Here is a 13,489-nt window from a genome sequence, read left to right as displayed (position 1 = left end):
TACCGGGAATCCCAGTATGCGCTCACTCACACAGTTCCAATTCGATCACTGTGTCCGGTGACTCCTCTACCGAAAATGAGAAGCATTCCGGTGTCCCGTAATTCATAAATGCGTATCCGGGAAATTCCTTTGCCACCCAGGGTGTCATCAGCTGCATTTCGAATCCGTCTGATAAGCGTCTGGCTTTTTTTATTCTGCCTTCAAGCCCCGGGAGAGCGATTGGCCCGATACTTTCTTCCATAATATGGGCATAGATTTTACTGCCGTTTCTGGTATACCTGCCCCATTCGGGTTTCTCAAGCCCGGACATCCCGCAGCCGTAGATGCTCTTCGCATTTTTACGCATCCAGCGGCCCACTTCTTCCAGTATCTCCTGCTGCCTGGCCGGGATCTCCCCCATGGCATCCGGAGACACGTTGACAATCATATTTCCATTCTTGCTGGTGCATTCCACCAGTTTTCGGATGATCTGTCCGGCGCTTTTATAATGAAGATCGTTGGGTGCATATCCCCAGTTATTATTCAGTGTAAAACAGGCCTCCCAGGGAATCGGACGGCCCGAGGGCGTCTTAAGCCCATCCGGTGGAATAATCATCTCCGGGCATGCGAAATCTCCGGAAAATACCGTGGGCTCATCGGTCATGACCGATCCGTAATTCTCCCCGTTCGCTTCCAATCTGCCGTTTATGATAATGTCCGGCTGCAGCCCGCGTACCATTCGCAGAAGTTCCACGCCGTTCCAATCCTCTCCGGTGTGTCCTTCATAAGAAAAATCAAACCAGAGCAGATCGATCTTCCCATAATTTGTCATCAATTCTTCCACCTGGCGGTAAAGATACTCCAGGTACCGGTCGAACCGATGGTGTTTTCCCTTATATTCCTCATGGTTCCGGTCCGGATGGTACAGATCCGCATATGCGGGGTAATCCGGATGATGCCAGTCCAGAAGAGAATAATAGAATCCAACCTTTATTCCCTGTGCCCGGAATGCCTCTGTAAACTCCTTAACCAGATCCCTTTTACAGGGTGAATTCGTACTTTTATAATCCGTACAGGCGCTGTCAAACAGACAGAAGCCTTCATGATGCTTCGTGGTCAGCACCGCGTATTTCATACCGGCGCGTTTGGCTAATAACGCCCATTGTTCCGGATCAAAACGGACCGGATCAAACTCCCGGGCGTAAGTCTCGTATTCGGACTGCGTGATCTGTTCGTCGCTTTGCACCCACTCCCCTCTTCCGGGTATGCAGTACAGTCCCCAATGTATGAACATTCCAAACCGGTCATGCAGAAACCACTTCGTGCGCGCTTCCCGTTCTTCTATCCTCGTCATTTTCTTCTCCTTCTGACTATTTGTCGTCTCGATTACACTTCGATTTATGTCATTTTCGCCTCTCTTTTTGCCATGAATCACCTCTCGCAGCGTATTCCCGCTTTATGCCTTTCACATTTCACATTCTCTTCCGGATAGCATTAACCTTTCACCGCGCCTGCCGTCAGTGATTTCACAAAGGTCTCTGAAAGCAGACAGAACACAAGGATCGTCGGAACCACCGCAACAATGATGGCGGAAAACATCCCGTTCAGATTTTTGGAGTAAGCGGTGGTAAACTGTCCCAGCAGCGCCGGTATGGTCATTTTCTCCTTACTCTTAAGCAGAATAGATGCGAAATAGAACTCATTCCAGTTATTCAGAAATGCCATGATCGCCGCAGTGGACAATCCCGGCTTCGCGACCGGCACAATAATCCGGAAAAAGGTAGATGCATACCCGCATCCGTCCATCCTGGCCGCTTCCTCCATCTCCCTGGGAATCGTGAGAAAATAGCTGCGTATGATAAAAAATGTCACCGCAATTCCCAGCCCCGAGTAGATGAAAACCAGTCCGGTCCGTGTATCCTTCAATCCCAGATTCCCCAACAGCCGATAGATCGGAAAACTGATGGAAATCGACGGAATGAACAATGTGGCGGCGAACATCGCCGTAATCAGCCCCTTCCGTTTGAATTCCATTCTCGCACAGATATAGGCTGACATCGCCACGATCAGTACGCTGACTGCCGTAGATATGACCGTAATAAGAATACTGTTCAGAAAATAGGTCTGAATATCCAGTTTGGTAAATATGGTAATATAGCCATCCAATATCCATTCATCCGGCAGAGACAGTCCACCCGGATTTTTTTTAAAGGAGGAGAGAAATACCCACAGAATCGGGTAGACAGACAAAAATATTACGAAAGCCATCAGCAGATATTTTCCAAAGAACCCCAATACGCTGCCTGCCCTCCCCTTTTTTCCTGCTTCTGCTATTTTCTTCATCACATTTCCCCCTTCCTCAATCCGCTTTATTTGTGCGGAATACTTTATTGATCGCGCCCACCAGGAGAATACCCAGTGTGAACTGAATCACTCCGGCCGTATTGCCTCTGGCAAAATTCAGTTTGGTGCTGCCAAGCGCGGTCTTGTAGATATAGTAACTCAGACTGTATGTGGCGTTATCCGGTCCGCCGCTGGTAATCAGCGCCACCTCATTGTACAGCAGCAGTCCGTAATTCGCAGCCATCACAGCGATGGTCCCGATCATAGGGCGAAGCAGAGGCAGGGTGATCCTCAGGTCGATCTGGACTGCGGAGGCGCCATCCACCCTGGCTGCTTCATAGATGCCGGGATCGATGGAAAAGATCTGGGTCAGCAGCAGCAGGCACAGGGAACCGCCGAACAGTATGAAGGAAAATGTCACTCCCCAGAATGCGAAGTTTTCATTGGCCAGCACACTGATATTGGAGCCCGGCCATATTTTATTGCATAGCTCCGTAATAATCCCCCGGGACGGACTGTAAATATTTAAAAATATCAGCCCGATAGCCGCGGTGGAAATGATATTCGGGATAACAAATACATTTCTCGCAAGCTTCCAGCCCTTCGGCTTCTTCGACAATACCAGGGCCACCAACAGGGTAAAGGGCACCTGGATCACCAGGGTCAGCGCCACCCATTTTACCGTGTTCCACAGCGCCCGCTGGAAATTGGCGTCTACCGTAAACAGCTTGATATAATTGTCAAACATCTGTCCAAAGCCCAGAAATTCGGGGCTTACAAAGTTCTTATAGTTCCATTTGCAAAAGGATGTAAAAAAGATATTAACCAGAGGATAGGCATAGATGACAGCGAACAGCAGGATCCCTGGTAACAGAAACGCACAGATAAAGCCATTTTTTTTCGTGAGCCATTTTCGTTTTTTCAAGCTCAGCCCTCCTACAGCGGTAAAGGGCTGTCTCCTCCGCAGCCAGCCGATCGTCTGCTGCCGGTCTTGGAAGAAACAGCCCCGGGGTTCATATTCCATCAGTTACCTGTCATACTCCGGAACAGAGGGCTTACTCCGCTGCTTCCAGGAATTGATCCAGCTCTTTGACCACATCATCAACCGTTTTGGAACCATCTTTTAACCCTGCGTATTTCGCCTGGATCTCACCTTCTGCATCACCAAAGGTATTTCCCCATCCGAGTGCCTGGTAGTCCGCCTTCTGGCACAGGCCGCAGGCTTCCACCAACAGTTTCGCGTCGGCCGTATCCACAGAATCCGCCAGGGCCTGGTAATCCACAGCCGTGCTGGGGGCCATTCCGATACCCGCCGAGATAATGCGTTCGGCGATCTCCTCACTGGTCATATACTTAATGAACTCCACACATGCCTGCGTCTGCGCTTCATCCAGCTTATTAGATACAACGAAGCCGGTTCCCCCGGATAGCAAAGATGCTTTCTTGCCCGCTTCATTGGTCGGGAATACCGCTGGTCTGATGTTCAGAGCCCCTGCCTTACAGTCCACGGAACCGCCCGCATCCCATACCCCGTTGAACAGCATCGCCGTGTTTCCGTCGAAGAAGTCGGTGCGGTACTGCTCGTCATCATCCCCGCCGGGGCCGAAATTCGCAGCATCGATCTTCTGCAGCGCTTTCGTCTGGATAAAGCTCAGAGTTTCTTTAAAGGTGGGATCGTCAAAGCTGCTCACTGTCCTGCCCCCCTGATAGAACGTTCTGGAAGCGTCATCCCGCTGGGAATAGGCTGCCGCCAATATATTCGTCGGCCAACCGGCGTTCAGTCCAAAGGGAGTGATTCCGGCTGCCGTGAGTTTCTCCACCGCCGTGTCAAAATCCGCCCATGTCTGCCACTGATCCGGTGCAGCCGCACCGGCTTTCTCAAACAGCGCCTGATTATACCAGAAGCCCACGCCTTCGATCTGCTCTCTGACCGAATATATCTTGCCATCCTGTGTCAGATTCTGATCATAGCAGACCCCCACACCTGCTTTAAACGCCGCGTCCTCATCCAGGTAGGGTTTCAGATCCAGAATCATATCCGCGTTTGACGCCACCGGCACAATATCCCAGCCGCCAAAGTCTGCGATGTCATAAAATTCCCCGGCGCTGATATCGTTCAGAGCCGTATTATAAATCCCTTCCGCTCCGCTCTCGTCTGCGACGATCACAAAATTGAACTCATCCTTATGGGCGTCCGCAAATTCCTGATAGATCTTCCGCATCTCCCCCGCTGCCGCCCACTCCGATTCGTCATGATAATAACCGTGGGTAAAAGTGATCGTCGGAAGCTCACCGCCGCCTTTATTCCCTTGATCCCCTTTATCTGTCTGTTCCGCTTCGGTATTCTGGCTCTTATCCGCTTCGGACGATGCCTCGTTATCCGCCGTTCCCTCTGCCGGTTTGCTGCCGCATCCAGTCAATACCAGGGCCGCGGTCATAGCCGCCGCTAATGTTACACTCAGAACCTTCCTGTATTTCATCATAATCCTCCCTTTCTTCGAATCCTGCAGATTCCTGCTTCCGTTTACAAGATTACTTTATCAAACGGAAAGGGATTTCTGAATAAACAGAAGCCGCTAAAATATGATACATTTTTTACCGGCAGCCCTCATGAAAGATGTAAAAAATGCACTTATTTTACTGCGGAATCCTGCCCGGTAAAATAAGTGCAAAAAGGCTGTTGGGGACATGTCCATTTCAGTTTGGGACATGTCCAATCAGAATGGACATGTCCCAAACCGAAATGGACATGTCCCAAATCGTTTAATCGGCGTGCTTTTCATTCAGGCGGTTTATCAGCCCTAGTCTGCCCTCTTCGCTTTGGCATGCCTGCTGAAGCTGGCTTTTCAGGGTATCCAGCGCGACGGCATCCCACACCGAACTGATACTTTTAATCTGCAGATCAGCTCCATGGGCCGCCTCCAGCGCATTGCCCAGCAGCGGATACTTCTCCCTGATCATGGTGTTGTCCACATGGGGATTCGAGGGAGCCTGGCCGGTATCCGTCGCCAGACGGTTCTGTACCGCCGTGCTCAGCATATATTTCAGGAATTCGATACCGGCCTCCTTGCGCTTCGGATCTGGATTATCGTATAACACATAGCCGGATGACGGGGAAATATAGGACAGGGAAGCACCGCTTTCCGTGGGATATGCGGCATAGCCGATCTCCTCTTCGATATCAGTGCCGCGGAATACATCACATTCCCAGACCCCATTAAAATAAATCACACTGCGTCCATCCAGAAACGCCTGTCTCGCATTGTCAATGTTGTCCACATTCTGTGAGTAGGTATAAAGGCGCGCCACATCCTGAAGAGTCCGTTGAAAAGAGGGCGTATCAAAATCAGACGGCATGGCCGAAGCCATGGCGAAACCCTCTTCGGAAGCTCCGGCCAGCCGTGCCAGCAGGAAGTCTTCCACCACCTGAATATTCTCCAGCGCGAACACGGACATAGCGGAATTCTGCGTCTCACACCACGCATCCAGCTTGTCGCAGTCCTCGAAGAACTCATCCCAGGTATCCGGCAGCTTTACGTTTCCGTCTGCACCTGTAATACCCGCCTCCCGGAAAAAGGATTCATTGTACCAGAATCCCATCACCTCCAGTGCGTCCGGAAGCGTATAGAGCTTTCCGTCCTCTGTCGTCCAGCTTTCCAGCACAGAGGGATGGATGGAAGCCTTCAGTTCTTCATCTGCTTCTATGTATGGCATCAGATCCAGCGCCATCCCCTTGGACACCGCGTTCTGTACGAAATAAGAGAGGCCGTTGGTGCTGACCACATCCGGCATCCGGTCCACGGCCAGCATATCATTGGCCTTCTCCACCGCAATCGTGCTGTCGGAAGATGCCTGCTCATTTAAAATAACATCCGCACGCTGTGCGGAAAACTCCTGATAAATCTCCCGCACTGTTTTGTGTGTCTGCGCAGTACCTCCCCAGCCGTGTACCAGCGTAATTTCCACCGGCTGCACCTCCTCTTTCCCGGCACAGCCGCTAAGAAAAGCCAGACCGCAAAAAAAAGCCGGACCAATGAAGATAAGGATGGCACACAGCCATCCTGTTTTTTTGAAACGGCAGGGATCTGATTTCACCCTTGATTTCATACTCGGTTTCACCCTTGTTCTCTCATCCTTTGTATGGTTTCATTGGCAATCGCGTAGATTTCTTCCGGATCCGCGCCGATAGCAAAGGCACCGTCCTCGTACAGGATGCGTCCGTTGATCATGGTCATCTTCACATTGCACTTGCTTCCGGAGTATACCAGGTTCTTGGTAATATTGTTAATGGGCTGCATGTTGGGCTGATGCAGATCGATCATGATCAGATCCGCCAGCTTGCCTTCCGCCAGCGTATCACATTCGTCCAGATGCATCGCTTTGGCGCCGCCCACGGTGGCCATATAGAGAACATCATTGGCATCCAGTGCGGATGCGTCGTCCAGACTCAGCTTCTGGAGGGAGGTAGCCATGAACATCTCCCGGAACATATCCAGGCAGTTGTTGCTGGCAGGCCCGTCCGTCCCGATCGCCAGCTGAATCCCCATGTTCATCATTCTTTGAAGCGGAGCGATTCCGCTGGCCAGCTTCGCATTGGAGGCCGGATTCGTCACCACAAACATTTTACGATCACGGAATATCTCCAGATCGGCCTCAGACATGTGCACACAGTGATAACCGCCGCCGCCGTAATCAAACAGCCCCAGACTGTTCAGGAATACAGTAGGGGTCATTCCGTAGCGTTCCAGGCATTGTTCCACCTCAGGCCGCCCCTCAGAATTATGAGTGTATACCGGCGCGTGATGTTTTTTCGCCAGTGCGGCAAGTCCTTCCAGCAGAGAACGGTTGGTCGTATATTCCGCATGGAAGCCCAGCTGATAGCTGATTAACTCGTGATAGGAGTTGAATTTCAGATATTCTGCCTCTTCCTCCTCCACCGTCCCGCCGAAATCGTTCAATCCATTGGTCAGAACGGTACGAAAACCGGTATCGACGGAAGCTTTCGCAATCTGATCCCGGAAAAAATACATATCGAAGTTGGCGGTTATACCGCTGGTCAGGTATTCCATAATCGCCAGTTTGGATAAATGATACACATCTTCCGGCGACAGCTTGGCCTCCATAGGAAACACCTGCCTGTTCAGCCATTCCAGCAGCGGAAGGTCATCCGCATAGGATCTTAAAAAGGTCATGGCAGAATGTGTATGTGCATTTTTGAACCCCGGCATCAGCAAATTTTTCTTACAGTCGATCTCCCGGTCCCACTTTACCATATTCTCCACTGCGTCTTTGTCCTTGCCTGTCCCGATATAGACGATCCGGTTGGCCCTCACCCACAGTTCTCCCTCTTCGATCATGAATCCGTTTGCCATCGAAAGTATTCTGGCATTGTAAAAGCGTGTGTTCATTGTTCTCCTCCTTTTTTTATCTGATCCTGCCGTTTCAGATTCCCCGGGCCAAAGCCCACAGGAAGCAGATCCGCCAGTTTGTATTCCATCGTCTCATCTGCTGATTTTACCAGTATAACACGGAATTCCGCCGGATCACAAAATTCCATCATTACCTGCCTGCATACCCCACAGGGAGGACAGTAGTCTTCCGGTTCTTCTGCGGCGGGTCCTCCGGCTACCGCGATAGCCTCAAATTCCCTCTCTCCCGCACTTACCGCCTTAAAAAATGCGGTCCGCTCCGCACAGTTAGAGGGGCTATATGCCGCATTCTCTATATTACACCCGGTATAAACAGCCCCCGAGCTGCAAAGCAAAGCAGCGCCTACGCAAAAACCAGAGTAAGGGGCATAGGAATACTCTCTGGCCTTTAAAGCCTGTTGTATGAGTTGATTCGTTTTCAAATCTTTCCTATCCACATTTTTTATTTCCAGATTCTCTCTATCCATACGTTTTCTCCCCAATTAGCATAACAATACATTTGTGGTAAATCAACTATTGATTATAAATTCCTGTTGATTATACATTCCATCCTGTAAATACTATGTTACCATTTACAGCTAAGGATAGCAAATAGGTTCTTTCTGAGAATTGGGTATAGCCTGGTAATTGGAATGTCCGCAACCGGCTTAATGTATAAGTATGCGGGCATTCCGGTTACCAGACTATACCCCACTCACAGAAAGAACCAGTAAATACTGCCCGAGCCGCCCTTTGGCAAGTGTTCCTCTCTTCCCGTCCCTTGGTAAAAAAATCTTTATTCAGTTTTCGGACAGCCCCCCTCAGCGCTTCCCCTTCTCATAGATCTCCCCCAAAGCACGCGGCGGCTGGTTATGCCTGGAAAAGAACACCAGCAAAAGCAGCGTCAGCAAATACGGCAGAATCATCACCAGATCCGCATAGGCCCCTGGCATCTGCAGCAGCAGCACGATCTCATTGCCGCCGGAGCGCGCGAATCCGAACAGCAGGCAGGCACCGAGGGCGGGAAGAATCTTCCAGTTGCCGAATATCATGCCCGCAATAGCCAGATATCCATATCCCGCATAGATGGCGGAAGAAAAGTTGGCCGATACCGAATAGGCAAAACACATACCTGCGAATCCGGACAGTGCTCCGGATATCAGAACGGCCCATAGCCGGATCCGCTCCACACGCACTCCCGCTGCATCAACCGCCTGCGGATGATCCCCGCAGGCACGCAGACGAAGCCCGAATCTGGATTTGTACAGGACAAACCAGGCGATCACGGCCAGCAGAAGAATTAAAATCTCAAACGGATAAATGTCGGTAAAGACAGCCCCCAGCACAGGGATCTCAGAGAGCATGGGCACTGTGATACGCATGGAGACACCCAATTGAAATTTATCCGAAGGCGCGCCCGTCAGCACCGGATTCAGCTGTTTCGTCAGATAGGCAGTGACTGCCATCGCCAGAATATTGATCACGATCCCACTGATTACCATATTGGCCCGAAAACGGATGCAAAGTAACGCATGCAGAAGAGAATACACCGCTCCGCCGGCCATAGCTGCCGCAAAAGCCAGTAAAATCTGCGGCAGGGAGCCGGGTCTTATCACACCGGCGCTCATAATCACAAACAAGGATCCCGCAAAGGCTCCTACACCCTGAAACCCTTCCAGCGCCAGATTCGTGATTCCGCTCTGCTCGCTGTAGATTCCTCCCACGGCCATGATAAACAGGGGAAGCGCGAATGCCAGCCCGTCAATGATCATCCTGTTCATAACGACTGTGCCTCCCTTCTGTGTCTGATATAGGCGGTGCAGGCACTGGCCAGCAGCAGAATTCCCGTGATCACCGAGGCGATCTCTCCCGGCACCCCGGATCTGGAACTCATATACGTATTTCCCTTCTCCAGAATGGATATGAGAAGGGAGGAGAAAATCACACCTACCGGATTGGAATTCCCCAACAGGGCCACTGCAATCGCATCAAACCCGACAGCCGGCAGTACCTTCGGCCGGATGGAACCGAAATACCCCAGATAGTAGGTAACTCCGGCAAGACCGGAAAGGGCTCCGGATAACATCATGGACAATACCATATTTTTACCCACATGCATCCCCGCGTACCTTGCCGCCTCCGGACTCATCCCCGCCGCCCGGATCTCGAATCCGAATGTGGTACGGTTCAGAAGAAACCTCAGAAGAAACGCGATACCGATGGCCAGCAGCACACCCAGCGGAATATCAATTTTCATTCCCCCAGCCGATACATCCATCAATGTCAGTCTGGAAGCCTGCGTTACCGGGACGGACTGCCTGGATACGGGATTGATATACCACATGTGAATACAGAAGCTGACCGCATACAGGAGAATATAGTTTAACATAATGGTGGAGACCACCTCATTCACCCGGAACCGGTATTTCAGCCATCCTGCCAGACCTCCGGACAGCATACCCACAGCGATTCCCACCAGCAATACCAGGAATTTGGCCGGAAGGGAGGGCAGGCTGCCGGTATACCCTACCAGAACGGATGCCGCAAACCCGGAAATCAGCATCTGCCCCGATACCCCGATATTAAACAGTCCGGCCTTCAAAGCCACAGCCACAGCCAGCGAGGCAAACAGCACAGGCGTCCACGCATTCAAAAATCCGGTAAAATCCGTGAAACTGTTTTTGTAAGCCGCATAAGAGGGCTTCGGTAATATACCGCAGCCCTGCAGCAGATTCTGATAGGCGCTCAGAGGATTCGCGCCGGTCACTGCGATAATAACCATGCCGAACAAAAGACTGAGACAGATGGCAAAAAGCGGTATGGCAATCGGTTGTGTCTTTTCATTACCCAAGAGCAGGGTAAGGCCTCTTTGCAAGCAGCGTTTTCCCTTTTTCATGCGCCTTTTACCCCCATCATGTATGCTCCGATCTGATCGGCGGTCAGGCTATTTGCCTCTGCAATCCTGGTCATGGCCCCATTATAGATCACTCCGACCGTATCCGCCAACTTCATTATCTCGTCAAGTTCCAGCGAAATCAGCAAAATGGCCTTCCCTGACTCCCTCTCTTTTAGAATCTGCCGGTGTATTTTATCAATCGCACCGATATCCAGACCTCTCGTGGGCTGTACAAATATCAGCAGGGGGTTCTGCAGCTCGATCTCCCTTCCAATCACGGCTTTCTGCTGGTTTCCCCCGCTCATCGAACGGACCTGGGTACTTTTTCCGCGTGCGCTTCGGATATCATAGCGTCCGATCAGTTTCTCCGCGTACCTGCCGATCTCCTCCGGACGCAGAATCCCTCTGTGAGCGAACGGCTCCCCGCCATATTTTTTCAGTATCAGATTATCAGCCAGTGAAAAATCCAGTACCAGTCCGGTGGTCTGCCGATCTTCCGGGATATAAGAAATACCGGACAGAATACGCCTTTTGACACTGAACTCGCGGATATCCGTACCGTTCAGGAAAATGCTGCCGGATTTCGTCTTTAACAGGCCCGCGATGGCATCCGCCAATTCGACTTGCCCATTTCCCGCCACTCCGGCCACTGCGAATATCTCGCCGCCGCGGATGGAAAAGGATACATCACGGACAACCGGAAGACGGTTTTTATTTTCAACCGTCAGATGTTCCACACGCAATATCTCCTGGTTTCGCTCCCTTTCCTTCTTTTCCATGGCTTTTGGCAGTTCCCTTCCAATCATCAAACCGGCCATCTCTCTTGTGCTGGTATCTTTCACCTCCCGGACAGCCGTCAGTTTCCCATGGTTTAATACGGCGCACCGGTCGGCGATCTGCTTGATTTCCTCCAGCTTGTGTGAAATCAGCAGGATCGTCTTCCCCTGCTCCTTTAGTCCCTGGATGATCTTCAGCAGGAACTGGATCTCCTGCGGAGTTAATACGGCGGTTGGTTCATCGAAAATAAGGATTTCTGCCTGACGGTACAGCATTTTCAGAATTTCCACCCGCTGTCTGGCCGACACGTCCATATCGGAAATCCGTTCCTCAGGATCTATCTCCAGCCCATATCTGCGGGACAGATCCCGGATCTGCTGCCCGGCCTGTTTTTTGTCAAAGCATGGGAGCACGCCGAATAGTCTCTTAACCGGTTCTGTTCCCAGTACAATATTCTCGGCAGCAGTAAAATTCTGCACCAGCTTAAAATGCTGATGAACCATGCCGATATTCAGTCCGGCCGCCTGATTCGGAGAACTGATCCGTACTCTTTTTCCCCGTATCCATATCTCTCCTTGATCCGGCTCATACATTCCAAAAAGCATACTCATCAACGTGGATTTTCCCGCTCCGTTTTCTCCCAGCAGCGCGTAAACTTCATGAGGCCGAATCTGAATGGTAACATCATCGTTGGCCACAATACCTGGAAATCTTTTGGTAATATGTCTCATTTCCACCATATAATCCATCCCGGGGCCGCTCCTTTTTTCCTCTTATTGCTCTCTTTTGTGAATTTAGCGTCACATGGGGGCAGCCGCTGTCCGTGTCTGCCCCCATTGGTTATATGGATATTTCTGTTTTTTATTGATCTGCCGGATCAAGTCCCAGAAAATCATCCGGTGTGGTATTGCCGCCGTAGGAAGGCGGCACAATTGTCCCATCCCTGACCTGGGCATAGACCTGCTCAAGTGTTGGTATCGTATGATCCGAAAGCTGCTGCCGCCCCTTTTCAAATACGTAACCGGTGGAATCGCTGTCCGCCTTTAACAGATAATTGCCCCCGTGAAAGGTACCATCCGCGATGGCATTTAACTGCTTCTCCACGTTTTTGTCCATGATCTTTAACGCCGAGGTAAGGATAATATTCTGATCCCCATTGACGCCGTCATCGTATTGATCCACATCGCAGCCGATCACTTTCACATTCTGCGCCTCTTTGGCCGCTGTAAACACACCGTTTCCGGCTCCGCCCGCCGCCACGAAAATCACATCCGCGCCCTGGGCGATCAAAGCCTGGCCGATCACCTTTCCCTGGGCCTGGTCGGAAAAGCTTCCGGTGTAATTACCACCGATATTTTGGTTCGCCACATCCGTACCGGCATATGCGGGAATTTCCACACATTCCGCCCTGGCTCCGAGATTTTTTACCGCATAGTTGACGCCGGCTTCGAACCCGTACTGATAGTTGACATTGGAGGGAAAAGCCACGCCATTGACCACAGCCGTCTTACCGGTCTTTGTCTCCAAAGCCGCCGCCACACCTGCGAAAAAGCCGCCTTCCTGCTCCGCGAACTGCATGGCATAGACGTTATCCAGCTCTGTTTCCATCCCGTCTGCATCCGTTGGATAGGAGTCCACCAAAATAAATCTCACATCCGGGTTGTCCGCTGCCAGCTGTCCGATTCCCGAAAACTGGAATCCGGGGGTAATAATTACATCATAGTCCGCTACAATATCTGCCACTGCCTGTACGGATGCGGCATTGTCACCGGTTGGTTCATTGACCGGTGTCACACCGGAATCCGGATGCGTATTCAAAAATGCCTGTACACCCTCGAAATTGTTCTGGTTAAAAGAACCGTCATCCACGCCGGTCGGACTGGTAACGATCGCAATTTTCAAGCCATCCTTCGTGTCATTCCCGGCTTCAGGTACCGCCGGTACCTGCTTCTGACTGCTGCTGCAGCCGGTCAGGGCCACAAACGCACATACCGCCAACACAATCAGGGGTCTTTTCATAATGATCCTCCTTTTGTGAAGCGGAAAAATGCGACTGCTCACGGATGCTCAGACTTTGATCAAATAT

The 13,489-nt window shown here is 51.2% G+C and carries 11 protein-coding genes; all 11 read right to left on the bottom strand.

Features of this window, described 5'->3' with window-relative positions:
* Nucleotides 1-22 precede the first annotated feature (22 nt).
* Nucleotides 23-1,366 (bottom strand): alpha-L-fucosidase, encoded by a 1,344-nt coding sequence (locus tag ABC831_RS03285; RefSeq protein WP_343246893.1) that lies wholly within the window; start codon nucleotides 1,364-1,366, stop codon nucleotides 23-25.
* A 107-nt stretch (nucleotides 1,367-1,473) separates the two neighbouring features.
* On the bottom strand, nucleotides 1,474-2,322 hold the full coding sequence (locus ABC831_RS03280; RefSeq protein ID WP_343246810.1) for a carbohydrate ABC transporter permease: 849 nt from the start codon (nucleotides 2,320-2,322) through the stop codon (nucleotides 1,474-1,476).
* A gap of 16 nt (nucleotides 2,323-2,338) precedes the next feature.
* Nucleotides 2,339-3,247, bottom strand: coding sequence for a carbohydrate ABC transporter permease (locus ABC831_RS03275; RefSeq protein ID WP_343246809.1), 909 nt, complete (start codon nucleotides 3,245-3,247; stop codon nucleotides 2,339-2,341).
* 130 nt (nucleotides 3,248-3,377) lie between these two features.
* Nucleotides 3,378-4,802 (bottom strand): ABC transporter substrate-binding protein, encoded by a 1,425-nt coding sequence (locus tag ABC831_RS03270; protein ID WP_343246808.1) that lies wholly within the window; start codon nucleotides 4,800-4,802, stop codon nucleotides 3,378-3,380.
* A 283-nt stretch (nucleotides 4,803-5,085) separates the two neighbouring features.
* Nucleotides 5,086-6,429, bottom strand: coding sequence for an ABC transporter substrate-binding protein (locus ABC831_RS03265; RefSeq protein WP_343246807.1), 1,344 nt, complete (start codon nucleotides 6,427-6,429; stop codon nucleotides 5,086-5,088).
* An 8-nt stretch (nucleotides 6,430-6,437) separates the two neighbouring features.
* Complete coding sequence (locus ABC831_RS03260) at nucleotides 6,438-7,730, bottom strand: amidohydrolase (RefSeq protein ID WP_343246806.1); 1,293 nt, start codon at nucleotides 7,728-7,730, stop codon at nucleotides 6,438-6,440.
* Nucleotides 7,727-8,218, bottom strand: coding sequence for a cytidine deaminase (gene cdd / locus ABC831_RS03255; protein WP_343246805.1), 492 nt, complete (start codon nucleotides 8,216-8,218; stop codon nucleotides 7,727-7,729). The genes ABC831_RS03260 and cdd overlap by 4 nt, the downstream gene beginning before the upstream one ends.
* A gap of 333 nt (nucleotides 8,219-8,551) precedes the next feature.
* The gene (locus tag ABC831_RS03250) at nucleotides 8,552-9,511 is read right to left on the bottom strand and encodes an ABC transporter permease (RefSeq protein WP_343246804.1); all 960 of its coding nucleotides are present in this window, start codon (nucleotides 9,509-9,511) and stop codon (nucleotides 8,552-8,554) included.
* Nucleotides 9,508-10,626, bottom strand: coding sequence for an ABC transporter permease (locus ABC831_RS03245; RefSeq protein WP_343246803.1), 1,119 nt, complete (start codon nucleotides 10,624-10,626; stop codon nucleotides 9,508-9,510). Before ABC831_RS03245 ends, ABC831_RS03250 begins: the two co-directional genes overlap by 4 nt.
* Nucleotides 10,623-12,152, bottom strand: coding sequence for an ABC transporter ATP-binding protein (locus ABC831_RS03240; RefSeq protein WP_343246802.1), 1,530 nt, complete (start codon nucleotides 12,150-12,152; stop codon nucleotides 10,623-10,625). Before ABC831_RS03240 ends, ABC831_RS03245 begins: the two co-directional genes overlap by 4 nt.
* Before the next feature lie 112 nt (nucleotides 12,153-12,264).
* A complete protein-coding gene (locus tag ABC831_RS03235) occupies nucleotides 12,265-13,422 on the bottom strand; it encodes a BMP family ABC transporter substrate-binding protein (protein WP_343246801.1) in 1,158 nt (385 codons plus the stop codon).
* Between the last annotated feature and the right edge of the window lie 67 nt (nucleotides 13,423-13,489).

The organism is Diplocloster hominis (assembly GCF_032380655.1).
Taxonomy (GTDB): Bacteria; Bacillota; Clostridia; order Lachnospirales; family Lachnospiraceae; genus Diplocloster; species Diplocloster hominis.
The sequence above is the reverse complement of the archived record's forward strand: the minus strand, read 5'-3'. Positions and strand labels throughout refer to the sequence as shown.